Genomic DNA, 24,257 nt, shown 5'->3' with positions numbered 1-24,257 from the left:
TCCTTTCCATCCGTTATAATTTCCTCTATTTGTTAATTAGACTGACGTACAGTCCATTTGGTTTTTGTTCACGCCAAAAATAAAAAGAGCCACAAGAACAAACTGTGACTCTCCTACAAAAATATTAGTTATTTTGAATTTGTTAGATCGAGCAAAACCTTCACTTTTTCTTTCACAAAACCAGGATACTCATGGACTTCAAAAGTCAGCGGCTGCTCGTAATCTTCTTTCGGGATCGAATAATGGGACATTTGTTCTGACTTGCTTTCCCCTAGATGACTGTATTCAGTCTCATTGTCGCTCAGTATTTTATATTCGGTATCCTGTGCATCTGTAAAAACAGCGTTTCTATCTAGTAAGCTAAACATTCTAGAATGTTTCGGAACTGGATTATCTATATCTTTTGCAAGGATACTAATTTGTATTTGATCTTCCTTCACAATGACTTCAGAGAGGGATATCTGATCGCTTGGAGCTAGTAAGGTCTCTTTCGTATCTGTATTTATCACTAATTTCTTATTCCTATCCGAGATATAACCCCCCTCTGATATCAGATATACAGGTGAATCTTCGAAATAGGTACTATGAAATTGAGTGGTATAACCCCCTGTTAGATTCAAATCACCGTATCCCCCTCGGTCGGTATATCTTTTCTCCTTCTCATTCATCAGCGATAAGGAAATCAAATCGTTAATTTGTCTTGTATTCATCGAATCAGCTACTAATGTTACATAGGAAGCAAGCGGAGTAATAATCGCTTCATGTACAGTCAATTGTTGACCACCAATAGAAAAGTTTTGATCTATTCGGTGCGTTTTTTTCATGTTCGCATAATGCTTTTGATCGTTTGGAATTGTGAAATTAAACTGTTTATCATCTATCTTAATGGTTAAGATCAACGTCTCCGGGATATTCCCTTCTAAACCTGCTTCAACATTATATATACGAGCATCTGTCAGGATCTTATCTTTATTCTTCTTATCATCGCTTCTTGCTGGGATATATCCGTAACTACTTAATGGAACTTGATTCCCAGCTGTGATTTCTACTTGAGTAAATAAACTATTCCCGCTTTCAATATTAGGTTCCGTAAACGTGTACAAAATAACAGCTTTTTTCTCATCAGCTATGAGGCCATCTACCGTTATTGAATAATCTCCGTCTGTATCTGTGATATGTAGATCTTGCAATAAATCATGTTTCACCGCGTTATAGAGCGTTTGATCAGCTCGTATCAGTTCCAAATAGCTTAATTTCCCTGATAACTTTTCCATTAAGATTCTATCCTCTTCTGATACTCCATTCCTCTCCAGTACGAGAATGACCAAAAGAAAGACAAGGGTGAACCCAGTGATATAAAACAATCGTTTTGACCATCTATTTCGAGGTTTCTTGCTGTTCCGAGGTAATTTCTCGGTATCTAATTCCGGAAGTTGACTTTTAGAAGAGTCATTCGATACTTTTTTCATCATTTGTGCTACATTTTGTTCTTCCACTTCGTCTTTCATATGTGCTTCCCGCCATTTCTTTAGTTATTGCTAAACCATACACATAGTTAACGTCTAAAAAGCCATAAAGTTAGCTAAATAGAAAAAAGAAAGAGGAACATCCATGCCACTCACCTTTGCTCATCCAGCCGCTGTACTTCCTTTCGTTCGAAACAAAACTTATCTTCATTTTCCCGCACTTGTTCTTGGGAGTATGGCACCCGACTTCGAGTATTTCCTGCGAGGTAGACCTTCCGGCGAAATCGGCCATACGATAAATGGATTCATGACGCTGAACCTTTTCCTCGTTATCCTAACTTATCTAGTATATCGGTATATTGTATATCCTCCTTTATTCAGCAATCTCCCTTCCGATGTGCAGGGTATCCTCACTTCACCTTCGAAGTCAGAACATCTACGGAAGCCAAGGGTGATTCGGGTCCTTGTTTTTGTATATTCCGCTTGGCTCGGCATGGCAACCCATGTGATCTGGGACTCGTTTACACACCAAGGAGGATTTATGGTCTTAAGGTGGAGTCTCTTACAAGAAACCTTATCCATTTCCACGTATGACCTTCCCGTTTATAAAATATTGCAGCATGGCAGTACTTTGTTTGGTTTAACCATTATATTTCTCTTCTCTCTGAGCCGTTTATGGATGCATCGAAACGAAGTAACGATCTCTGGCTATTCATTGGATTTCAATTCAGGGAAATGGAGGTACTGGTTATCTCTCGGGGTTCTGATGATTGTAATATTCGTGTTATGGATGGTGATGGATCCGTTATCCTTATCTGAATATGGAGTCCTTGTCGTGCGAGTGATTGACTCCGTCATTCTCGGCTTCCTGTTCATATCACTTGCTTATCTTTTCTGGCAGCCTTTCTCATTTCGAAGTAGACAATAATTCACATGAAAAATAAAGAAAAAAGCCGTAAGACAGATGGATCTGAGAGAACCAGTCCATGAATCTTACGGCTTTCTATTATGCTCTTGTAAATTATTTAGATATTAGATCCTGAATTTCTTCCTTGCTCAATGCTTGATTATAAATGCTGACCTCATCTAAACTTCCATTGAAGTAGGGATCAGCTGCAAATCTGCTTTTACCCAGGTAAGCTTCGTTAGCAAGCAAGTCTTTCGGGTTATACGTCATTTCTTTATTCGTAGCAACTGGCTGTCCATTCACGTACATGGTACCGGTATTTCCCTCAAACGTTACGGCTACATGCGTCCATTCGTTCTGAGGAAGTTTCGCTTGCGAGAGCAAACTTTGATCAACTCCGTTATGAATCGTGAACTGTAGTGCCCCTGTATGCTGAGAAGGAGTCAGGAACATATGCTTTCCAAGTCCATTTCCAAAATCAAAGATACGCTGCCAGTCTCCTCCACCATTCCAATTCACCCATGCAGCAAATGTGAAATCTTGAGCATCGGTAACGAGTCCTGGTACCTGCACATAACCATCTTTCCCGTTAAACTGAAGGGCAGCTCCTTTTTTACCTGATGTTAGTTGCGTTGCGCCTCCTTGAAGCACTCCGTTTAGTCCATTTACAGATTGATCACTTACTTTCGTTCCTTGTACATCGTCAAAATTATAATTCGCAATGACGGGCCCTGTAAGTTCGGGCAGAACGGTCACGTTGAACGTTTTTGTGCCTACGACTTTTCCTTTTTGTATCTTTGCGACAAGTTGAACCGTAGCTTGACCCTTACCAGCTGCAGGTCTTTTCACTACCCCTGTATTAGAAACAACTTCTTTATTAGACGAAGTCCAGCTGATTGTGCTGTCTTCACTAGCTTTAATGGGTAACACAAGATTTTGGTATACGGCGGTCGTATCGCCGATCGACAAATCTTTTTTCACAGCAGCTACCACATCTTTGTCTTTCCGTTCTTCTGTACGACTGCCCCATAGAGCAACCCCTTGATTCGAAAGCGCAGTAAACGTCATAACCGTCTGTTCTTTGGATGAATCCCACTCTCTGGAGAAGACGCCTTTATACTGTGCACCATCCACAATCACTACCGCTTCCCCATTTTTCCCAAGACTCCAGGTACCCTTTACATCACCCGTAATCTTACCTTTCTTGTCAAACACCGCTTTTAACGGAGTTTTGATCGCATTCGTAATCTCTTTACCATGATTGATGATTTGGTAGGTGCCTTGAACATCATTTGCATTGATATTCTTCTTAAATTCCTGATCCGTATAACGATAAGGTGCTACCACAGGCCAGCCGTCTGCATTCATATACATCTCGTGTACACGGATTTCATGCCCCTCGCCTTGATTCGGGAAACGACTATGGAAGATTAAAAATGATTTCCCTGTCTTTTCATCGTAATAAGCAGAGTTATGACCCGGAGATACATAACCTAAACCGGAACCTGATCCAGGGTCACCAATTTCTCTCGTGAACTGAAAGTTCCCCATTAGTTTCACGCCGAAAGGCTCAATGGAACGATCATCAAAGAGCGGCAGAGATGGATCTGCTTTGACCTGAGTCATATCATTTCCTTCTGCATCAAGGTAAGGACCATCCGGGTTCTTGGAACGAACAACTCTCATATTATATCCGCCAACAGAGTCAAGTCCGCCATAAGATAAGTACATGTAATAATAATCGGTCTCTGGATGATACAAAATATAAGGTCCTTCAATACGGCTGTGATTACCGCCGATTAATTTCTCCCCATATCCTTGATCAGGCAAGATCTTGCCTGTCTTTGGATCCATTTCAAGAATGAAAATTCCGCCTGAATAGGATCCGTATACCATCCACAGCTTCCCATTCTTATCGTAGAATACATCAGGATCGACTACATTTGGATGCTTTGTAGCATCATAAATCGTGCCATCTTCTGAGATCTCATCCCACATACCTGACTTCAGCAGAATACCTTCGTCCTTATAAGGACCTTCGATATTGTCTGCTACAGCTACGCCGAGCGCAGATCTCGGAGAGTCTCCTTTACAAGCATTGTAGTACATATAAAAACGTCCATCTTCGAGTTGAATGACATCCGCTGCCCACAGCGTATCACTCTGTGCCCAGGCGAGAGCTTCTTTGAGTTCTTCCGTAACATTCGGAATGAGCTTATTGCCGTCTTTTACACCGGAATCAATCAAGTTCCAACTCATCAGATCTGTAGATTTTGCAGCGGCAAGGTGGGAACCAAATACATAAAACGTGTTGTCTACTTTAATCAAGGACGGATCATGAACAGAAGCTTCTTGAAAAACAGGACTTGTCTGCTCATTTGCCCCCTTCGCTTCACTAACAGAAATTGCTCCTGTAGAACCAAAGACGCTAAACAAAACCGTCAAGGTTGTCGTGAGCAGTGCTGCTTTCTTACTTCGCTTGAATAATGGATACAACGTTACCCTCTCCTTTTCATGTATTCGCAGATGAAACGCTTACAGAATTGATATGCTTAATAATTATGTAAATCTATTTAGCTGTTTGTTAAATAATAGCATTGATGATGTATTCTTTCAATATAAAAATGGAAACCCTTACAAATTATATATTCTTCTTTTCATCAAGAAAACAAGAGATGTATGGTCCGTTTGTATTCATCTATTTTTAAACTAAAAAAAACGACAGTTTCGGAACAAACTGCAGTAATAATACGCAGAATCGTTCCGAAAGCAGCCGTTTTATTAATTAGAAGTTGCTACTCTTCATGTTCAATACTAAACACATCTAACAGTTTTCCATCCACATCATAAGCCTGATACGTCAGCGTATTATCTCGAATTGTGATTCCAGCAAACATTTGTTTGTTATTTTGGAAATGAATTTTGTGGTAGAATTGATCCTCTTTTTTCTCATTGAATTTAGGACCGCTTGCATTGGCAACCACATATACGGTTCCTTCGTGATTACGAACCAGATCAGACCCATCTCCCGTAATCTCTCCTTGTTTAAGCGGATAAGATCTCGAATACTCATGATTGTGGCCTTGAAGAACTAAATCTACCTCATATTCATCAAAAATTTCCGCCCAGTCCTGGATTTTCTTATACGTGTTTCCACCATATACTGGACGATGCATCGCTACAATTTTCCACTCTTTATCTGTACTTGCCAAATCTTCTTTCAGCCATTCTGTCTGCTGCTTGATACTCCCTTCGGTATTGAGTACAGCGATATGTGCACTGCCATAATCAAAGGAGTAGTTGGTTTCTGTTCCCGTTAATTTGGATGCACCGTTATCTGGCGTATGGAAGTAAGAAGCAAATCGTTCAAACTTATCATCCATCACATCGTTATTACCGATGACAGGCACGATGGGGATACGGCTAATCCAGGAAGTACTTTCTTCTAGAAAATAGTTCCACGCATCATCTGAACCCGCATCTTCCACAAAGTCTCCCGCATGAACGACAAACGAAGCACTTGGAAACGTCTCAAAGGCTTTATCCATTGTATTTTTCCAAAGTTCAAAATCACTTTGCGTCTCACCTTGCGAATCCGTAGCATAAATAAAGGAGAAATCCTCCTCTTCTGGAGCGGTTTCAAAAGTAAGTACATCACTCCATCCTTCCTCTGATCCGTCTCCTACTCGGTATTGATATACGGTTCCCGGTGTTAGCCCGGTTGCCTCTACTTTATGAACTCCGACCGTTGCCCCGTTATCCAGTACAAGTGACGTCGTTGTTCCTTCGAAATTCAAGATTTGATCCCCTTCAAAAGAGGTGTCCTTCCCTTTTACAATCTGAAGTTTTGCAGACAAGTTCGGATTATCCGTTTGCCAAGTAAACGCACGGCTAGTCGTAGAATCTTCGCTTATCGTACTTATTACGACCGGATTTGCATTAGTATCTGAATCCCCTTTGGAGTACCACTGCATACCTAGCACCGCCGCAACAATGACTACAGCAAATATGATAATCCACATTGTATCCTTTCGGTTCATCTCCTTCCTCCATTCCATAACGTAACTTAAAGTCTGATGTGGTAACTGCAGCTGTTTGCTAAGATACACCGGAATGAAACTAGAAGTCAAACGAACATTTTCCTAATTCATTACGTAGTTTTATGGGTACGATGTAAAATTCATCCGTTTTTAAGGTTCCGTTCAAATTCAGTTCACACACTTTTATTATACTTTCATTTATTTCGTTTAGTTTGAAGCGGCAATTCACCTTGAAGAAGGGATCTGCCGAAAGTTTTAAAGTATAAAGATAAGGTGGTGCTCTTTTGTGAAAAACAAATATTCTATTCTCCTTCTATACTTTTGCTCCATCTGTCTGATTCTGGCCCTTTGTCTATTCGGCAACTCGTCGTCTTCATTCGTTGCTGCAGCAGCTGTTACCGCTCCTACTTCTGAGAATGCAAACACTCCTGAACAGACAATGCCGTCTGTCACTCCAGATGGTGCCCAAGGCAACCAGGTACCCGGCCAAGACCGAGGATTTGGTGGAGGATTTCCTGGAGGAGGTGCTGAAAGAGGCATGGGATTTCCACCAGGTGGTGGAGGAGAAGGTTTTCCTTCCTTTAATCAACAAAATACACAGCAAGGATCAATGACCGATTTCATATCTTCTGTAGTATCTATCCTCTTCCTTCTATTAGCTTCCGCATTTGTACATCTATATAAACGGAAACGTCTTTAATCTTCATAATCAAAAACTTGTGAGACTGTCTACCCTTGTGGTCGGCCGTCTTTTTTTATGTGCTTCATTTGACAATCATTAACTTTGTTCATTCTTTTTGTAATCAGAATGTAAAATTCATCTATTTTTAAGGTTCAGTTCAAATACAGTTCACACAGTCCAAGTAAGATGGGTCTCAAGCCGAAAACAATCAGATTCCAGTTAGCAGAGTAACTTGTGGAATCTACCCTAGAAAGAGAGGTGTAATTATGCTCACCCCAGCTCATGTGCAGCTGAGTAAACCTGTAAAGTACCGCAATGAACTTAAGTTTCTTATCAATCAGCATCAGTATACGATTCTGCGGCAAAGACTTAGAAACATTGTAAAGTACGATGAGAATGTAGGAGATACCGGAGAGTATCACATTCGAAGTTTGTACTTTGATGATATGGACAACCGTGCTCTTCACGAAAAACTTGGTGGTGTTCGCGATCGGGCTAAATACCGGATTCGAATCTACAATGTGGAAGACAAGGTCATTCATTTTGAGAAGAAAGTAAAAAAAGGGGATCTCATCGCAAAACAAAAAGTATCCCTGACAAGAGAAATGTATGAATCCATAGTCGCTGGTGATTACGAAGTACTGAATGTTCCTGAAAAACCGCTGATGTACGAAATTTATCATGAAATGCGGGACCGGATGTTACGTCCAAAAGTCATTGTTGATTATGTAAGAGAACCATTTGTTTGTCACCATGGCAATGTAAGGATTACGTTTGATAAGGACCTTCGAACCGGTCTTCACTCTCTTGATATGTTCAACAAAGATTTACATCCTGTAAGGGCAATCGATGAAAACCTAATGATTCTGGAAGTGAAATTTGATGAGTACATTCCGGAATACATACGGATTGCATTACAGCTTGAAGGTTTAAACCGGCAATCAGCTTCAAAGTATGTGATATGTCGTAAATTTTTAAAGTATAACACTTGGGAGGATTATTAAGATGTCAGCAACAGCTTCTACGACGGCAGCAGCCACACAAGCTACTACCGACACTACAAATTTTACAGATATCATCAAAAATTCGGTGATGGAAAACTTCTCATCCGATATTAGTATTTCCAAAATTATTATCAGTTTAGCGGTCGCTTTTCTGATTGGTCTCTTCATTTTCACACTTTATAAGCGTGTATTTAGTGGAGTACTTTACTCCAAAAGCTTTAATGTTTCTCTAATTGGGATGACAATGGTTACGGCGATGGTCATCATTGCGATTAACTCCAACCTCGTATTGTCTCTTGGTATGGTTGGTGCGCTGTCCATCGTTCGTTTTAGAACACCGATTAAAGACCCGACTGATCTAATTTTCTTGTTCTGGGCTGCGGCAGCGGGGATTGTCTCTGGTGCAGGATTCTTTACACTTGCAGCACTCGGTTCCGCTATTATCGGTTTGATTCTCTTCTTCTTTATTAAACGGACATCTCTTGATACTCCTTACCTTCTTGTCGTGAACTGCGAAAGCGATGCTACGGAAAAACAAATTCACGAACAACTGGGCAGCATCGTAAAACGTTACAATGTAAAACAAAAAACGGTGACTGCAGGCAATATTGAAGTAACCTTCGAAGTTCGTTTGAAAGATAGCGAAGGCAGCTTTGTTAACGAACTTACTGGAATTCAAGGTGTTAAAAATGCGGTACTTATCAGCTATAACGGTGATTATGTATCCTAAAGATAAGGTGGTGCTCTAGATGAAGAACAAATTTACTAGTCTTCTTCTATGCTTCTGCTCCATCTGTCTGATTCTGGCCGGCTGCCAATTTGGCAGCTCGTCTTCTTCTACAGAAACAGCTGTATCCAAAGAAACACAGAAAATAGAAGAAACCGTTTTTCCAAAGGATAAAGTGGTCGATGTAAAAATAACGATCGATGAAGATGAATTTCAAGACATGCTAGACAACGCCAGTGCGGAAGAATATAAGCCCGCCATTGTAGAATATAACGGTGTTAAACTTGAAAATGTCGGTATTCGCACGAAGGGGAATTTAAGTCTTCGCTCTGTTGTTCAAATGGAAGACTCAAATCGCTACAGCTTCAAGCTTTCCTTTGATGAATACGTGAATCAGACACTCGAAGGCATTAGCAAAATCAACTTAAACAATAACTATAGTGATGCGACCAGCATGCGAGAATTTTTGACCTATGAATTGGCAGAATTGATGGGTCTTCCTACCCCTGAATATTCTTTCGTTAACATCTACATTAATGATGAATTATGGGGATTTTATCTTGCTGTTGAACAGATCGATGAATCTTATCTGGAGCGGAACTTCGGTAGCTCCTATGGCTCACTATACAAAGGTGTAATGACCGGTCAAGGTAGTGATTTAACTTGGCTCGGTGATGATCCGGATCTCTATACTGGTCTTGAAGTGAAGTCGGAAAAATCAGATGGCGATGCACTGATCGCTATGCTGAATGAACTCAATAATGGTTCTGACTACGAGAAGTATATCGATATAGAGGATGCATTAGGATATATTGCCCTGAACGTTCTGACGAATAACACAGATAGTTATCTTGGATCGAATAAACAAAACTACTATTTGTATGAAGAAGATGGAGTCTTCTCTATACTTCCTTGGGACTACAATATGGCTTTTGGGGGCTTAGGTAGAAATAGCCTGTATATCGATGAGCCAACGCAAGGAGCTTTGGATGAACGTCCACTCATTGCAAAACTGCTTGCTGTAGATGAGTATAAAGAGCAGTATCATCAGATGCTGTCAGAAGCGATTGGTGGATACCTTGCTAATGATACCTTTACTGCACGAGTACAAGAAGTGAAGTCGATGATTGCGGAATATGTAAAAGCAGACCCGAACGCTTTTTATACCTATGATGAATTTGAAAAAGGAGTTACGAGTCTGATCTCCACCAATGCATCGCAAGTCAAAGATATTTCGGAACAGCTTGATGGTACCTCTCCTTCTTCCGGCGACGGCTCCGGTAGTGGATTCGACATGGGTGGAATCATGGGAGGAAAAGGCGGTGCCGGTGGCGCTGCTCCTGGTGGTAATACTGGAGATGCAGCTGGCGCTCCTGGCGGCGCTGCTCCTGATGGTAATGCTGGCGCTCCTGGTGACGCTGCTACCGGTGGTAATACTGGCGGTGCAACTGCTGATGATGAAGCAGCAGCGGATGGTGCTTCTATTAGCAAACAGAATGAGAATGTGCAAACAGCACCTGATACCGCAAACAACGTTGTTCAGAATGCAAGCGAAAATGGGGCTACAACGGAACAATCTAATACAGCAAACCAGCCACCTGCTGGAGAAATTCCATCAGACAAAACTACCCAAAATGGTGGGCAGAGTAATACAACTACTGCTACTGATGGAGCTCAGCCAGACGCACAAGTTGAAGAAGGAGATGGTATGACACCTCCTGATGGCTTCGGTGGCGGTATGGGTGAAGCACCAGATGGTTTTGGCGGCGGTATGGAACGTCCTGAAGGTGGCATGATGGGAGGTGGTGGATTCCCTGGTGCTGGTAAAGATCAACAGAGTATGCAACAAGGGACTACACAAGATTTAATTTGGGTTGCCGTATCTCTAATCATAGTCATACTCGCTTGTCTTTTCGTCACTTTCTACAAACGTAAACGACTCTAGTAGTAAAAATGCCAAGCTACGTTACGATTTTAACGTGAAATGTTACCGTGAAAATGAAATGACAACAACTCCAAAAAAGACTGTTCACCTTTCGGTGAGCAGTCTTTTTGTAAGTTTAACAATTAAAAAACAGACGACCATACCTTTACCGCCGTTATGGTAATCAAAAGGACAAGAGCATATCTTAAATACTTCACGTCCATTTTTGAACCTACCAAAGAACCGACAGGAGACCCTGCGATACTCCCAATAACCGTGAAAAGGATCGGAAGAATCGGAATATCTCCCCCACTTATTTTACCGATCACTCCGCCAATTGCCGAGACAAAGACAATCGATAAAGAAGTCGCAATCGTAATTCGAACCGGTATTCGAAGCACTTTCATCATAATGGGAATAAGAATAAATCCTCCTCCAGCTCCAACAATGCCCGAGACCACACCTACAACAAAAGCAAGCGAACTCGCCAAAAATCGGTGGAATGTAATTTCCTCTACCTTTTGCATCTCTTCTTTGCCTCTTGCAGGGAATAACATAAGAATTACGGCAAGCACCGCAAGGATTCCATAGATGATGTTAATCGTTTGCTCCTCGAAGCGAGAAGACCACAATCCTCCTAGCAGACTACCTATTAATATACTGGTACCCATCCAAGCAGCTAAAGAGTAATGAATTAACCTCGTTTTTGTTTTTCGAGACTGCAGTCTATACCCAATGATTCCAGAAAGGGATGAGAAAAACACCTGGAATATACTAATAGCAGCTACTTCATGGGCTGTAAATCCACCCACACCGAGAAGCGGCGGGATAAATAAAAGAAGCGGATAATTGATAATGGCACCGCCAATTCCAAGCAAACCTGAAAAAAACGAACCGATGAATCCGAGCAGGATCATAAGCAGTATAAACATAAGATGTTCCCTCCTCTCGCTCATAACACAATTAATTAATTTGCCCAACCTACATGACTATACAAATTTGAAAAGGCAAGTTATAATAATCCCAACTAAATGAATAGGAATAAAGGTGATACTTATGACCGGTATGAACCGTCTTTTTCGCCAGCATTGTCCCAAATGCAAGCAGCCTTTATCCAGCAAGTTAACTCTACTACATGTAACCAAATCCTGTGCAGAGTGCGAATATAAAGAAGAATTTTATCCTGCTCTAGGAATAAGAGTTACGTACGAAGAACATTCTTCTTATCCTGCGGACTGCAACAAGAATAAGCGGAAATAAACTTTTATCTTTTCTTCCTTTGCTATTCCATCCTCCATTATGACATAAAACTGTATTTTCTTGTACAGAAGTTGGTATAGTGAGATAAGAAGATGGCTATAGATAAAGGAGTTTTAGACATGACACAGTACTTACACCAAGAAACGGAACCTAGACCCATTTACGTCTATGATACTTCTGAAGTTTACGGAGAAAAAGGAAGATTTCGTGTGCTTGAATTCGGTAATGATGCAATTCAGGGAATCCTGGATCTAAATCAGCCGGAGCGAATCCTGTTTGAATATCCTAGAGCGCTTCTGCATTTAATGGAGGTCAACAACCCCTCTTACGAAGATGTATTTTTGATTGGACATGGAATCGGCACCTTATCCTCTGCTTTGCGTGACAAATATGTAGTCATTTCAGAAATTGACCAGAAAGTATCAGACTTAAGTAAAGAATACTTCGGCTACGATGGTCCCCCCGTTCTCATTGAGGATGGATATACATTACTAAAACAGATGACGAGTGGCCGTTTTGATTATATCGTTGTGGATGCTTTCCATGAAGATGGTATTCCTGAGCAACTGACAACGATGGCTTTTTTTGAAACGGCTTGCGATAAACTAAGTGAGGATGGAACCCTTTTGATGAACATTATCGGAAGAGGACCTCAGGATCCTTATGTACAGTCCTTTTACCGGTCTCTTTCCTCTCTTTTTCCTGTCGTTGATCTTTTTTCTCTATATGCGGGAGGTTTAGGAAGATCGAAGAATATGATCATCGCTGCTGGTTATCATCCTTTGCGGTATCAGCAAAAATCAATGGCTCATTTTCGTAAAATAAAATCACCTCAAATATCTGGTCGATAGGGATGGATTAAGAGTTTATAACTACTATACGAGCAAACAAACCGCCGCTTCTTCTCACGCCGGTTTGTTTGTTTTGTTTTCCCTTGTTAGATCTGACTTAAATCAAGAGTATACGTATTTACCATGTTGTTTGATTTATTTTTATAATGAAAAGTCATAACTCCATCAATGATACTGTCAAAAAAGATAATGTGATCCCGTACCATTTCATTATTTCGATCAAATCCTGCCTGTTCTAAATACTCTCTTTCACTTTCGGGAAGCGTGATGAGTTCATGAACATATGCCGCATTATCAGACTGTACATTATAAACAATAAGATGTTGCGAAGAATACTCCCGTAAGATCAGCATGCGCTGATTATAATGCTCTACCATGTAGATTTCATCTTTTTGCATAATGTCTGTTAGGTTATATAAGGCAACTACTTTACCATTCTTATCTAAGAATCTCGCCTGCTTCCCGTTGGTCAACAGCACATTTCCATGTGACTTATGAAGTGTTGTATCCTCGTAATATCCTTGGAATGAGAAGCTGTCTTCATCAAGCACTTTTCCATTTTTAACGAGTACTTGTCCTGTATTTCTACTGGTACCTGCCATGCCAAAACTTTCTTCCATCCGTAAATAATACGTACCTGCTGCGATCTTTTCCACTTCAAACTCTCTCATCGTTTTAAACCTCTTACTAACTTGACCGATTTTTGTTCCTATCTGATTAGTTTTAGCCTGGAATAACTCTCCTGTAGTCAGTTTGATCCAATAGGTCATTTGATCTGCAGTCCCTTTCGCATAGGTTCTGGGGATAAGAATCGTCTTTAGAGTACGATCCCAGGTCACTTTCTGTTTGACCGAAGAAGCAACAAACTGTAATGGAACATAAATTTTGCCTTTTTCCATTTGAAGAGGTACATCAAGCAACACTTTTTTCTTATCTACGTATGCTGTTTTGCTTCCAAGTGTCAGCTTGATTTCCTTATTAACACCATATAAAGTAGCTGACTTCGTCTTCTGGTTCCAGGAAACATTCAGACTTAGATAGTTACTAATCTCTCGAATAGGCAGCAAAATCCGGCCTTGCTGTATAATGATCGGGTCCTCAAGCTTTGAATATTGCTCTGCTGTCTCTACTCCTGCCTGGACATACACTTTTGAACTCTTAGCGTCAGCAACATTTACATGTGAGAAAGATATTCCTGCCATCAGCATACTGGTGAACAGCAATACGACGTTCATTATCCTTTTCTTCAATATAGACATACGATTCCTCCTGTTAGCGGGTTCCCTCATGTTAATTACGTCCTCCTATACAGTGTAATAACACAAGTTGAATCAATTCCATAACTTATGTAATCGATTCTTATATAACTAATTACTATAAATTAAGGTAAAATGAAACATTTTTCGGCTATGAATTATATCTTCTAACTCTCTTAACACGTACACTTGTACTAATATAAACAGGCTGTATTCGTTTGCAAAAAACGCAAAAAGCCTGATTTCTCAGGCTTTCATTGTAATTGTAGTATTGTAATTCTTTTATTTTCATTTCGTCATTTCATTGTCAGTTGCTTCGTCATAAACACACTGTATGGATCTTCCACATAATCGGCAAAAGGTTCGCAATACTCGAATCCTAATTTTGTGTATAAACTTATTGCCGGTTTAAAGCTATCTAACGTACCTGTCTCCAAGCTGACCTGATGGTAACCTCTTCTTTGTGCTTCTTCTAACATATGTTCAAGGATTCGCTTGGCGACTCCTTTTCGGGTATGTAGGGGAGCGGTGCGCATTGATTTAATCTCTCCGTGCGTGGGATCAAGTTCTTTCATTGCCCCGCAGCCAAGCAGTTCCTTACCTTCCCATGCCGTCCAAAAGATAATCTCTGGCTTTCTTAATCGCTCCAAGTCCAGCGCATGCATACTATCTTCGGGAGACTGTGACAACATCTCTTTATAATGTTCCTCAATTAACGTAATGATCTCTGGCCCGGTTAGATCATCGATTCTGATGTCCATGATGTTTACGCTCCTATTCATGTTTTATTTATCCGATATCTTCTATAATCTGCTATATTTTAGAAGTTGATTATATATTATACGGTTTAGAGATTTCACGTCTACGTGTATGTAAGATCTAATTATCTGTAGTAAGGCAATTTTATAAGAATTACAAACTCATAACACCGGCATACCAATAAATGATAAACAGAAGAGGAGCAATAACTACAAGAACAAGCCCTCCAAACATCATTTTCACATATCTTGTTCTGTCCATTCCTGCACGAAGTTCCCATATCGCTAGCGTAATATAATACAAGCCCAGCATCACCAGCATAAGAGGTACAATAATTAACAATAGTAAAAAACCAGCAACCATAACACACCCTCCTTTTTGCTAAAAACTATTTTTCTTTCATAGGTTAACGCATGAATTCATTTAAAGCTAAGATGAAATAAGAAGAAAAAGCTCTCCTGCTAGTCAGGAAAGCTTTTAACTAACGTCTTATTTTATCAAATCTGGAACGATTTCCAAAACTCACCCTCTTTATAGATAAGTCCCTTGATCTCATCAAATGGAATCGTAAATGTAGGAAAACCTGCAGCATAGGGTCCAATTTCATAAGGAGCGAAATATAGATGAAGAGCATTGTCAGATACATAGAACGGCTGATTGGGTTTAATCCCTTGGTAACTCTCGGAAAATACATAGGAATACGCAGGATCGTCTGTGATTATCTTTCTAATCCGTTTACTCAGTTCTTTCACATAATCCGCACCTGCTTTAAAAAAATCTCTCAACATAAATATACGACCGGTTACAAGATGAATCAGCGCGTGTATTTTTGTTGGTAAGCCATGTGCCGCTCCTATGGTATAGTGATAACCGTTTAGTTCAATGACAACAAGATCCTTTTTATAATAAATAACATCATAATCCCCTGTGAAAGTCTCTTCTTTCTCCTTATTTAGAGGGATCTTCTTCACTTCTGCCAGCTGCTTCATTCGGATATTCACTCTTTGTTCGCTAATTACATCAGGCATTCCTTCTATTACTGGATAATAAACGAGGTAATTTTGATTTGGCTTATATTTCTCTTCCTTAACCTGGTACGTTCCATTAAGCGAAATCATCTTATTCGGCTCCCAGATGACATCTCCCGCACGGTTCACATAGAATAGTCTTTGATCAATGGACGCTTGGATCACATCGTCTTCTTTGACTGTTAATGTACCGCTACCTTCTATATGTGGATACCCTGGAGCTGGAGTTCCACTTCGGTCTATAAAATAGGTCTGTTCGTGATCATTCACAGAAGCAAGACCATCTATAAACTCGGATACATCAGAGAATGAAAAATCAGTCAGCAGTGTACCTGATCGATCGGCTATTGCGTAAAACGGTAAACTTAACGGATGTTTTGAATCTGCTGTTCGTCCAACAGCCCAGCGATCTTCTCCTAGATCACGGATATCCTGATACTCCGCAGGAATGATGTACACTCCTTGCTTATCGATTACTCCATAGCCTGGCTTATAGTCTTCTGATGTGTTTACGATAGCCTGCCCCTGATGAAATCCGGTTGCCCCTGTAAAGGAAGGGGGAATAATAGCAGTTCCCCTCTCATCCATGTATCCAAAAGTTCCACTTGCTGTCTCCTTAAATACAAGTAACCCATCACTATAGTTTCCTACATAGTAATAGGGATATGTAGCCAGCCTCTCTCCTATTTCGTTAATTAACGCATATTCATAATCCTTGATTTTCACAATCGCCTTCTGCTGATGATAGTCGCTTGCTTCTTCATATTGTGCAGGAATGACCTCTTTCCCCTCGGAATCAAGATATCCATACTGTATAACACTACTTCCTGCGCTACTTGTTGTCTCCATAGAATAAACAGACCGATTCCCAGCCGAATTAGAGATAAAAGGATAGGTTTGCTCTGTAACTTTCTTCCCTTCTTCGTTTAACATTGCAAAGTGATATTCATCCTCAGATACGATTGCCCGTTGCTCTACGTAAGGAGATATCGATGTATACATAGGTTCTACTAGATACCCGCCTGAGAGCTGGATCAACCCGTATTTTCTTTTTTGAGCTACAACAGCAAGTCCATTTTTCTGAAAATCTCTTGCTTCGCTATATTGTAGCGGAATTACAGATTCACCCTCTTCGTTTATATATCCCCACTTTGTACCATCGGTCGTTTTCTCCGCTACGAGGAATAGAGATATTCCTCGCTTGTTCACAGTAGATGTTGCCGTTGGTTCCATGATTTGTTCTTCCATGATTCGTTCTTCTATAATCTGTTCTTCCGTAATCTGCCCACCCATATGTTTGTAAATATTCTCAATCTTTGATTGTAACTGCTGAATCTCTTTACGAGAAGGATAAGGATTTTGGAACAACAGATTCTTATGAATTGATTGCAGCGCAGCAGGCAACATTCCCGCACGGTACTGAGCATCCGCCAGATAATACCAATACAATGGATAATTCGGATGTTCTTCCGTTTTTCGCTCGTAATATCGAACTACATTCACAAAATAATAAGGATATACATCCCATGCGGGTACGAACTTTCCTTCCCTGAAGCGGAGTATTTCAACACGGTAAGCCTCCCCCGTATCATGTATCCAAAGTGCAATGTCACTCGTCTGATTTCCACCGGATATTCCGGGTATGTTTAATATTTCAATGGAACTATAAGATAAATCTTCCGGCGCTGCATCGATGAAATTGCCATCTTCCCATTTATAGATGGACAGTTTAGAGCGAACGGCTCCGATCTGCCAGCCAATCAGTAAACTCTTCCTATCGTTATGTAAGATAGGCCCACTTATCATAAGCGTAAGACCATACCCGTGGCCTTTTAATCTCGCAGCGACCTTCCATTCCTGATCAGTAAAAACAAGCACCATCAGATATAACTCTTCATATACCTTGTAAACGACAGAAATCTCAGGAATTTCATCTCCTGTTAGATCCCCTATATAAATTGCCTGACGAGGCAATGGTCCTTCTATGTTTATGACCGTTGCAGTACTAGGCAGATGGGACAAAACAAGCTGAGTTATCTGGGCTTCATGATGATTAGACATAAATGCAGGCCTCCTTTTTACAACAGTATCCATCCTCATCGTATTGTTATAAAAAGATAAATATACCGTTCTTTCTTTTAAATTATGGAATAACCTAATGTGGACGACATATATTTACGTGAAGGAGGCTTGAAGATGATTATATCGATTAGCGTTGCTGCAAGTGCTATTGCTTTTATTGTATTAGTCTATTATGTAGTACGAGTTCTCGTGAAAGGGATGAGCACGCTTAGCGAGACGAACAAAACATTATCCGAAGTCAGAAATGCGATTCATGGGCTGACTCAGGAATCAACCAAGTTAATTCAGACAGCGAATGTAATCACCTCCGATGTAAAAGGTAAGATTCGTTCCGTTGAACCTATCTTTAATTCTGCGCAAGATGTGGGAGAGGCCATTCACAGCGTGACGAAAACGGTCAAGCAAGCTTCAGAAGCTATTGGTGACGTCATTCATCCGACAGCAGAACAAGATACTAGGAAGCCAGTTAAAATCAAATTCAAGTAGAATTTTGAACGGTAAAGAAAAGGGGTGAATCATGCCAACCATCCTGGTTCAACTAGCATATCTTGTTATTTTCATTTGGTCGGTTGTAATGATTGTTCAAGACATTCAGCTTTCCCGAAAATCCTGGATGAATATTTTACTGCATATTGCCGTAGCCATCGTGTCGCTTAATTGGTTTTTGCAATCGATCGGATATCGATTATAAATGCTTCCATATAAATAAGAGGAACCCCGAATATGAATCGAGGTTCCTCTTATTTACTATAATATAATTTCACTTACACCCGTGTTTTGTTAGCCTCTTCTTTTATCTTCTGATATCGTCTGAGATCAGCTTTCTTGACGGGAAGCGGTTCTTTTCTAATCAGTTTTGTCATTGCGACAATAAGTAGTAACAATAACACCGTAAATGGTAAAGCAGCGATTAAGGAAGCGGTCTGCAGAGCTTCAAGCCCCCCTGAGTATAACAGCACTCCGGCAATGGCAGCCATTAGAGTACCCCACACGAGTTTACCAATACTTGACGGATTTAAACTACCACCGCTTGTCATACTTGCGAGAATATACGTTGCAGAGTCCGCAGACGTTACTAAGAACGTAAGAATGAGCAGGATCGCTAATACAGACATAACTCCGGCAAACGGCAATTGATCAAACATTTGGAACAAAGCAACAGTGACATCTTCATTTACTGCTGCAGCGATTCCCGTATTTTCATGGAGATCAAACCATAGCGCCGTACCGCCAAATGCAGCAATCCATAAACATGAAATCAGCGTCGGAATAATCGTCACACCAACGATAAATTCCCTGATTGTTCTTCCTTTCGATACTCTTGCTATAAAAGCGCCAACGTAAGGTGACCATGCAATTGCCCATGCCCAGTAGAATATCGTCCATTCTCCTACCCAAGTTCCTTCTGAATAAGGTTGAAGCCGCAAACTATACTGAACAAAATTCGTTATGTAATCCCCGATCGCTAATGTAAATGACTCGAGTATAAAGACGGTTGGACCCATTGTAAATACGAATAGCAAAAATGCTATCGCAATAATTAAATTAAAGTTACTCAAGATGCGGATTCCTTTATCAAGTCCTGTCATCGTAGAGATCATATAGCATACGAAAATAATAAATAGCATCAACAGTTGAATCATGATGTTGTTTCCTACACCAGAAACCTGTTCTAGTCCTCCACTCATTTGAAGAACACCAAGCCCTATGGAAGTGGCAACCCCCATCACTGTTGCAATAACTGCTAAAATATCAATCGCATTTTTAACCGTTGTTTTCTTCCCTGTAACAGGTTCTAAAGCGGTGGATACTAAACCATCCCTTTTTTTACGGAATTGAAGAAAAGCAATAACGAGTCCTACTAGTGCAAACACAGCCCATTGGCTAATACCCCAATGAAAGAAGGAATATCCCATCGCAACTCGTGCCGCTTCCGTTGTTCCGGCTTCCACACCTGCAAACGGAGTGTCAAAGAAGTGGCTCATCGGTTCTGCTACTCCCCAGAATACAAGTCCAACGCCGAATCCAGCGGAGAATAACATACCTAACCACGTAAAAAACGAGTAATCTGGTTTTTCTTTTTCTCCTCCAAGGCGAATTGAACCATATTTACTGGCCGCTAGCCACATGAGAAATACAATAATTACGACCAGTGACAATAGATAAAACCAACCAAAGTTTTCCTTTGAAAAGTTAAATAAATAATCTGCGGTATTTCCGAAAGCTTGAGGTATGATTGCCCCCGTCAAAGCAATAATCGCAACGATTATTGCAGAAATTGAAAATACCTTATTCTTAAATAATTCGCCAATCACAGACTCACCTCTACTATTTTAGTAATAACTCTTTTTAGATTAGTTAATTACACCAAAATGATAGATCTTAATCAGGAAATCAGCGTATTATTCCAATAAAAGAGAATACCATAAGAAAAGAATGATAAATAAAATAGGCAATAGACCGCCGATCACCATGGCAACATAAGGAGTTGGGGATTTCATATATTGTATAAACTCCTTTTTTTTGGTTGTCAGAAAAACTTGTCGCTGAATTCCATTCACAATCTTCTTGCTGTCTGCTGGACTAAACCCGGAGATGTGTGTCCACATATCCATATATTCCTGTTTACTTTTTTCTAATAATTCATCCGCCAATGGTTCTTCTTTCAAATGGTCGGCCTCTGAACTTATGATATTTGACATGGAATCGCCGCCTTTGTCACTGAATTTACTATATTATTATAAAAACGCGAAAAAACAGAAAAAGTTTGGATGTTCTAATGAGAAACGTAAAACAAAAAACGACCAAACAGTAATCCTCTGGCCGTTTTCTAGATGAATTGTTTTACCGCTAATATAAAAGATTTTGGATTCTCTCTCAGTGTATAGGGATACACACCTTGCTGCGTATGTATATATAACATGCCATGACCACTGCCCATGGAGCGGTAGGATAAATCAAATACTTTTTCGATTGGAAACTCACGATACGCAGAAACAATTTTATCCGGATATAACTTTAGGAGACGCTGATGTTCTATGATCTCCATGTCCAAGGAATGGATCTTTCGCTCCATTTTATAATAAGGCTGTATCGCTATTGGGTTGCTCATTCTCCATGTTCCTTTCCCTGAATATACTTTATCGTAACATCTATCCTCTTAGTACGGTACCCTATCCTTCATTATATGAACCTCTACCTGATGACGGAACCCACTTTACATGATAGTCTGTAGATAGATTGCAGCCCGTATACCTTCCCCCATGTTATAAGGTTAGATTAATCCCAAAAGGAGTGACTTATTATGCATCCTTTCACACCTGATCTATTAAAAGACAAAGTCATCATTATTACCGGCGGTGGAACCGGTCTCGGTCTTGCTATGAGCGAAATGTTTGCTGAACTAGGGGCAAAACTCGCTTGGTGCGGAAGACGATTTGAAGTACTCGAACAATCAGCTCGTAATTTCACAGCCAAAGGAGTTGAAGTCTTCTACCAAAGTTGTGATGTACGAGATGCAGCACAAGTAGCGTCTTTTGTGGAAGCGGTTACTGCTCATTATGGTCATATTGATATCCTTGTTAATAATGCTGCAGGGAACTTTATTAGTCCTACGGAGAAGTTATCTCCGCGGGCCGTAGATGCCGTTTTGAATATTGTGTTACATGGTACCTTTTACATGACACTAGAAGTCGGAAAAAGATGGATTGAGCGTAAAGAAACCGGAACGATGCTGAATATCGTAACTACTTACGCATCTAGCGGCAGCGGGTCGGGGTATGTCGTTCCTTCTGCTGCGGCCAAAGCGGGGGTACTTGCTCTTACACGTTCACTTGCAGTCGAATGGGCTCCTTACGGTATTCGTCAAGTTGCTATTGCGCCTGGTCCATTTCCAACCGAGGGAGCTGGGTCCAGATTAACGCCAACTCCCGGACTCGAACAGAAATTAATTGACAGAGTACCTTTAAAACGTGCCGGAAACAAAGAAGAACTCGGTGCGCTTGCTGCTTTTCTCATTTCCGATTACGCAGGTTATATTAACGGGGAAGTCGTCACTATTGACGGCGGGGAGTGGCTTCAGGGCGCGGGACAGTTTAATGGGCTAGTAGAACTCACCGAAGAGGAATGGAATGCTCTCTCTAAAACAACTCGAAAAGGATAATACAAAGATGCCTTCTCTGATAACGAGAAAGGCATCTCTTTATGATTGGAAACACCATGCTTTAATCTGTGTACAGTTGTCCATTAAATGATTCGGGACCTACACGAATCGTTCCAAGCAAGTTCGAACTTACTTACATAATTGAGATAATGTCGCACCGGTTACTTCTACAAGCTGGCTTGTCGTTATTTCCAGTTGGAATCCTACTTTTCCTGCACTAATTATGATTTTATCAAGATCTTTGGCTTGCTCATCAATAAATACAGGATAACGTTTCTTCATACCAATCGGAGAACATCCCCCTCGAATGTAACCTGTCACTTCTAGTAGGTCTTTGACAGCAATAAGTTCGATTTTCTTTTCTTTTGCGGATTTCGCTGCTTTTTTAAGATCTAATTCACACTGAACAGGAATTACAAATACATAATATCCTTTGCTGTTACTGCCTTGAGCCACTAAGGTTTTATAGACAAGTTCTGGAGACTTTCCTACTTTGCGCGCCACAGATAGACCATCAATGTCTCCATCGTCAACGGAATAAGTCAGCATGTCATAGGAAACCTTCTGCTTATCCAGCATACGCATCGCATTTGTCTTTTCTTGCTTCATTTCATAGCCTGCCTTTCTTGATTGTTAATGACGTCAATTCTATTCTAATCATCGCTTGTATGTATGAAAAGTGTAGCTCACTATGCAGAGCGTGAAAACTTATGGAAGTGAATAATCATAAAAAAAGAGCCGCAAATCTGCGGCTCTCCTTATCAATCACCATAACAAACTGATTGTTAGTAGGTTAAATAAAGCTAATGGGAGAATAACATTGGGATTGGGTCCATGCCCTGGAGGACCCCAACCAGGTCCTGGACCATGACCATGACCATGGCCGTGACCGTGGCCACCCCCACCCGGTCCATATCCGCCTGGATAAAATCCACGCTGATCTTCGACTTGCAAAAACACATAATGTTCATCTACATTCACGACGATACCCTCAATTGATTCTCCATCTATGGTAAGTACTTTCACCTTGTGATTAACCAATTGCTTGCAAGCGTGTTTTGCATGCTCTTTATGTTTTTTCAAGTGATCTGCGAGCTGATGCTCACATTGATACATTAATTGATGTCCGCGATATGCCACTCTCTATTCCTCCTTCATAAATCATCCTGCTCACAATGTATGCAGCTGACTCATAAAGGGTGTTTGCCTATAGAAAGAAGATGCGTTAATACATCAAAAAATATTTTTTAAGGATTCGTGGACCACATACCCGCCGATTTAATGAAGATTCTCGAATTCAGTTTCAACTGAGATACCATGTATTCAGCCAAGTCTTCAGGCTGCATTACTTTATCTGGATTGCCATCAGTCAGGTTCAGATCTACTGCCATATCTGTGGCCACTGTGCTTGGCGTAAGCGCAGTTACACGAATATTGTGTTTCCTAACTTCGAGCATTAAAGATTCCGTTAATGCCAGAACTCCTGCTTTCGAAGCACTGTACGCACTTGTTACAGGTGCTCCTTTTTGGCCTGCTGTAGAAGAGATATTAATAATATCGCCTGATTTACGCTCAATCATTTGCGGTAGAACAGCTCTGGTTGTATAGTAAACGCCCATCAAGTTAACTTGGATAATTTGTTCCCAATCCTTCGGATCAAGTTCCATGAAATTACCAAATTTCGAGATACCTGCATTGTTAATCAGGATATCAATAGGTCCGAGTTCCTGACTGACATGTTCTACTGCTTTTGTAATGGACTCAAGATCGGATACATCCGCTGTTGCGATCGATACTTTGACACCGTAGGGTTGTAGTTCTTCTGCCACTTTGTCCAAGTGACTTTTATTCCGTGCGATGAGGCCTACGTGAATGCCTTCTTTTGCAAATTCAATAGCGGTTGCTCGTCCAATGCCGCGTCCTGCACCCGTAATTAGGGCGACTTTCCCTGTAAGGTTTTGCATAGTCTCCACTCCTTTTAAATAAACTGATACACTCGTATTATACTTTTTTACTTCCTGATTTTCCAAACTTTACGTGACAAGTATGCCATTAATTATGCAGTCAGATGTTTGGAGAAGACTAGAATAACTGTGTGGAATATAAAAA

At 40.6% G+C, this 24,257-nt stretch carries 23 protein-coding genes; 9 read left to right on the top strand and 14 right to left on the bottom strand.

The window, feature by feature from the left end:
• Positions 1-128: 128 nt before the first annotated feature.
• On the bottom strand, positions 129-1,508 hold the full coding sequence (locus H9647_RS10155; protein WP_191799655.1) for a DUF4179 domain-containing protein: 1,380 nt from the start codon (positions 1,506-1,508) through the stop codon (positions 129-131).
• A 103-nt stretch (positions 1,509-1,611) separates the two neighbouring features.
• Between H9647_RS10155 and H9647_RS10150 the strand changes: the two genes are divergently transcribed.
• A complete protein-coding gene (locus H9647_RS10150; RefSeq protein WP_191799654.1) occupies positions 1,612-2,394 on the top strand; it encodes a DUF4184 family protein in 783 nt (260 codons plus the stop codon).
• Between the two features lie 93 nt (positions 2,395-2,487).
• Here the strand turns inward: H9647_RS10150 and H9647_RS10145 are convergent, their stop codons facing one another.
• Together H9647_RS10145 and H9647_RS10140 are read right to left on the bottom strand one after the other, a co-directional pair.
• The gene (locus tag H9647_RS10145) at positions 2,488-4,869 is read right to left on the bottom strand and encodes a family 43 glycosylhydrolase (RefSeq protein WP_225229206.1); all 2,382 of its coding nucleotides are present in this window, start codon (positions 4,867-4,869) and stop codon (positions 2,488-2,490) included.
• A gap of 299 nt (positions 4,870-5,168) precedes the next feature.
• Entirely contained in the window at positions 5,169-6,413 is a 1,245-nt protein-coding gene (locus tag H9647_RS10140; RefSeq protein WP_191799653.1) for a purple acid phosphatase family protein, read from the bottom strand.
• Positions 6,414-6,699: 286 nt separating this feature from the next.
• Here H9647_RS10140 and H9647_RS10135 point away from each other — a divergent pair, with 286 nt between their 5' ends.
• The 4 genes from H9647_RS10135 (at position 6,700) to H9647_RS10120 (ending at position 10,771) form a co-directional block, all read left to right on the top strand.
• The gene (locus tag H9647_RS10135; RefSeq protein ID WP_191799843.1) at positions 6,700-7,113 is read left to right on the top strand and encodes a hypothetical protein; all 414 of its coding nucleotides are present in this window, start codon (positions 6,700-6,702) and stop codon (positions 7,111-7,113) included.
• Positions 7,114-7,385: 272 nt separating this feature from the next.
• Positions 7,386-8,099 (top strand): polyphosphate polymerase domain-containing protein, encoded by a 714-nt coding sequence (locus tag H9647_RS10130; protein WP_191799832.1) that lies wholly within the window; start codon positions 7,386-7,388, stop codon positions 8,097-8,099.
• Position 8,100: 1 nt separating this feature from the next.
• A complete protein-coding gene (locus H9647_RS10125; protein ID WP_191799652.1) occupies positions 8,101-8,829 on the top strand; it encodes a DUF4956 domain-containing protein in 729 nt (242 codons plus the stop codon).
• A 19-nt stretch (positions 8,830-8,848) separates the two neighbouring features.
• Complete coding sequence (locus H9647_RS10120) at positions 8,849-10,771, top strand: CotH kinase family protein (RefSeq protein ID WP_191799651.1); 1,923 nt, start codon at positions 8,849-8,851, stop codon at positions 10,769-10,771.
• A 122-nt stretch (positions 10,772-10,893) separates the two neighbouring features.
• Here the strand turns inward: H9647_RS10120 and H9647_RS10115 are convergent, their stop codons facing one another.
• A complete protein-coding gene (locus H9647_RS10115; protein ID WP_225229205.1) occupies positions 10,894-11,682 on the bottom strand; it encodes a sulfite exporter TauE/SafE family protein in 789 nt (262 codons plus the stop codon).
• Between the two features lie 447 nt (positions 11,683-12,129).
• Here H9647_RS10115 and H9647_RS10110 point away from each other — a divergent pair, with 447 nt between their 5' ends.
• Positions 12,130-12,861, top strand: a complete 732-nt coding sequence (locus H9647_RS10110; protein ID WP_191799649.1) for a spermidine synthase — start codon at positions 12,130-12,132, stop codon at positions 12,859-12,861.
• 86 nt (positions 12,862-12,947) lie between these two features.
• Here H9647_RS10110 and H9647_RS10105 read toward each other — a convergent pair whose 3' ends face one another.
• The 4 genes from H9647_RS10105 to H9647_RS10090 form a co-directional block, all read right to left on the bottom strand.
• Positions 12,948-14,120, bottom strand: coding sequence for a copper amine oxidase N-terminal domain-containing protein (locus H9647_RS10105; protein ID WP_191799648.1), 1,173 nt, complete (start codon positions 14,118-14,120; stop codon positions 12,948-12,950).
• Positions 14,121-14,413: 293 nt separating this feature from the next.
• On the bottom strand, positions 14,414-14,878 hold the full coding sequence (locus H9647_RS10100) for a GNAT family N-acetyltransferase (protein ID WP_191799647.1): 465 nt from the start codon (positions 14,876-14,878) through the stop codon (positions 14,414-14,416).
• A 151-nt stretch (positions 14,879-15,029) separates the two neighbouring features.
• Positions 15,030-15,239 carry a hypothetical protein gene (locus tag H9647_RS10095; protein ID WP_191799646.1) on the bottom strand — a complete coding sequence of 70 codons (210 nt, stop codon included), beginning with the start codon at positions 15,237-15,239 and terminating at the stop codon, positions 15,030-15,032.
• A gap of 134 nt (positions 15,240-15,373) precedes the next feature.
• Entirely contained in the window at positions 15,374-17,965 is a 2,592-nt protein-coding gene (locus H9647_RS10090) for a WG repeat-containing protein (RefSeq protein ID WP_191799645.1), read from the bottom strand.
• A gap of 135 nt (positions 17,966-18,100) precedes the next feature.
• On the opposite strand from H9647_RS10090, the gene H9647_RS10085 reads away from it, so the two are divergent.
• Positions 18,101-18,472 (top strand): DUF948 domain-containing protein, encoded by a 372-nt coding sequence (locus H9647_RS10085; protein ID WP_191799644.1) that lies wholly within the window; start codon positions 18,101-18,103, stop codon positions 18,470-18,472.
• Between the two features lie 31 nt (positions 18,473-18,503).
• Positions 18,504-18,677, top strand: a complete 174-nt coding sequence (locus H9647_RS10080) for a hypothetical protein (RefSeq protein ID WP_191799643.1) — start codon at positions 18,504-18,506, stop codon at positions 18,675-18,677.
• 73 nt (positions 18,678-18,750) lie between these two features.
• Here the strand turns inward: H9647_RS10080 and H9647_RS10075 are convergent, their stop codons facing one another.
• The 3 genes from H9647_RS10075 to H9647_RS10065 all read right to left on the bottom strand — a co-directional run bounded on the left by H9647_RS10075 (position 18,751) and on the right by H9647_RS10065 (position 21,098).
• Positions 18,751-20,301, bottom strand: a complete 1,551-nt coding sequence (locus H9647_RS10075; protein ID WP_191799642.1) for a BCCT family transporter — start codon at positions 20,299-20,301, stop codon at positions 18,751-18,753.
• 87 nt (positions 20,302-20,388) lie between these two features.
• Positions 20,389-20,688, bottom strand: a complete 300-nt coding sequence (locus H9647_RS10070; RefSeq protein ID WP_191799641.1) for a hypothetical protein — start codon at positions 20,686-20,688, stop codon at positions 20,389-20,391.
• A 128-nt stretch (positions 20,689-20,816) separates the two neighbouring features.
• Positions 20,817-21,098 (bottom strand): hypothetical protein, encoded by a 282-nt coding sequence (locus H9647_RS10065; RefSeq protein WP_191799640.1) that lies wholly within the window; start codon positions 21,096-21,098, stop codon positions 20,817-20,819.
• A 192-nt stretch (positions 21,099-21,290) separates the two neighbouring features.
• On the opposite strand from H9647_RS10065, the gene H9647_RS10060 reads away from it, so the two are divergent.
• Positions 21,291-22,148: an SDR family oxidoreductase gene (locus H9647_RS10060; RefSeq protein WP_191799639.1), complete on the top strand. Its 858-nt coding sequence runs from the start codon at positions 21,291-21,293 to the stop codon at positions 22,146-22,148.
• Positions 22,149-22,277: 129 nt separating this feature from the next.
• Here the strand turns inward: H9647_RS10060 and ybaK are convergent, their stop codons facing one another.
• From ybaK to H9647_RS10045, 3 genes are all read right to left on the bottom strand, one after another.
• A complete protein-coding gene (ybaK, locus tag H9647_RS10055) occupies positions 22,278-22,757 on the bottom strand; it encodes a Cys-tRNA(Pro) deacylase (protein ID WP_191799638.1) in 480 nt (159 codons plus the stop codon).
• 156 nt (positions 22,758-22,913) lie between these two features.
• Positions 22,914-23,288 carry a hypothetical protein gene (locus H9647_RS10050; RefSeq protein ID WP_318245287.1) on the bottom strand — a complete coding sequence of 125 codons (375 nt, stop codon included), beginning with the start codon at positions 23,286-23,288 and terminating at the stop codon, positions 22,914-22,916.
• 107 nt (positions 23,289-23,395) lie between these two features.
• The gene (locus H9647_RS10045) at positions 23,396-24,112 is read right to left on the bottom strand and encodes a 3-ketoacyl-ACP reductase (protein WP_191799637.1); all 717 of its coding nucleotides are present in this window, start codon (positions 24,110-24,112) and stop codon (positions 23,396-23,398) included.
• Positions 24,113-24,257: the final 145 nt, after the last annotated feature.

The organism is Paenibacillus gallinarum (assembly GCF_014836635.1).
GTDB lineage: Bacteria > Bacillota > Bacilli > Paenibacillales > Paenibacillaceae > Paenibacillus > Paenibacillus gallinarum.
The sequence above is the reverse complement of the archived record's forward strand: the minus strand, read 5'-3'. Positions and strand labels throughout refer to the sequence as shown.

Bases quoted from the DNA above. Each gene is read 5' to 3' on its own strand.
- H9647_RS10155 (WP_191799655.1), bottom strand. From the start codon at position 1,508: ATGAAAGACGAAGTGGAAGAACAAAATGTAGCACAAATGATGAAAAAA.
- H9647_RS10150 (WP_191799654.1), top strand. From the start codon at position 1,612: ATGCCACTCACCTTTGCTCATCCAGCCGCTGTACTTCCTTTCGTTCGA.
- H9647_RS10140 (WP_191799653.1), bottom strand. From the start codon at position 6,413: ATGAACCGAAAGGATACAATGTGGATTATCATATTTGCTGTAGTCATT.
- H9647_RS10125 (WP_191799652.1), top strand. From the start codon at position 8,101: ATGTCAGCAACAGCTTCTACGACGGCAGCAGCCACACAAGCTACTACC.
- H9647_RS10120 (WP_191799651.1), top strand. From the start codon at position 8,849: ATGAAGAACAAATTTACTAGTCTTCTTCTATGCTTCTGCTCCATCTGT.
- H9647_RS10115 (WP_225229205.1), bottom strand. From the start codon at position 11,682: ATGTTTATACTGCTTATGATCCTGCTCGGATTCATCGGTTCGTTTTTT.
- H9647_RS10110 (WP_191799649.1), top strand. From the start codon at position 12,130: ATGACACAGTACTTACACCAAGAAACGGAACCTAGACCCATTTACGTC.
- H9647_RS10105 (WP_191799648.1), bottom strand. From the start codon at position 14,120: ATGTCTATATTGAAGAAAAGGATAATGAACGTCGTATTGCTGTTCACC.
- H9647_RS10100 (WP_191799647.1), bottom strand. From the start codon at position 14,878: ATGGACATCAGAATCGATGATCTAACCGGGCCAGAGATCATTACGTTA.
- H9647_RS10095 (WP_191799646.1), bottom strand. From the start codon at position 15,239: ATGGTTGCTGGTTTTTTACTATTGTTAATTATTGTACCTCTTATGCTG.
- H9647_RS10090 (WP_191799645.1), bottom strand. From the start codon at position 17,965: ATGTCTAATCATCATGAAGCCCAGATAACTCAGCTTGTTTTGTCCCAT.
- H9647_RS10085 (WP_191799644.1), top strand. From the start codon at position 18,101: ATGATTATATCGATTAGCGTTGCTGCAAGTGCTATTGCTTTTATTGTA.
- H9647_RS10080 (WP_191799643.1), top strand. From the start codon at position 18,504: ATGCCAACCATCCTGGTTCAACTAGCATATCTTGTTATTTTCATTTGG.
- H9647_RS10070 (WP_191799641.1), bottom strand. From the start codon at position 20,688: ATGTCAAATATCATAAGTTCAGAGGCCGACCATTTGAAAGAAGAACCA.
- H9647_RS10065 (WP_191799640.1), bottom strand. From the start codon at position 21,098: ATGAGCAACCCAATAGCGATACAGCCTTATTATAAAATGGAGCGAAAG.
- H9647_RS10060 (WP_191799639.1), top strand. From the start codon at position 21,291: ATGCATCCTTTCACACCTGATCTATTAAAAGACAAAGTCATCATTATT.
- ybaK (WP_191799638.1), bottom strand. From the start codon at position 22,757: ATGAAGCAAGAAAAGACAAATGCGATGCGTATGCTGGATAAGCAGAAG.
- H9647_RS10045 (WP_191799637.1), bottom strand. From the start codon at position 24,112: ATGCAAAACCTTACAGGGAAAGTCGCCCTAATTACGGGTGCAGGACGC.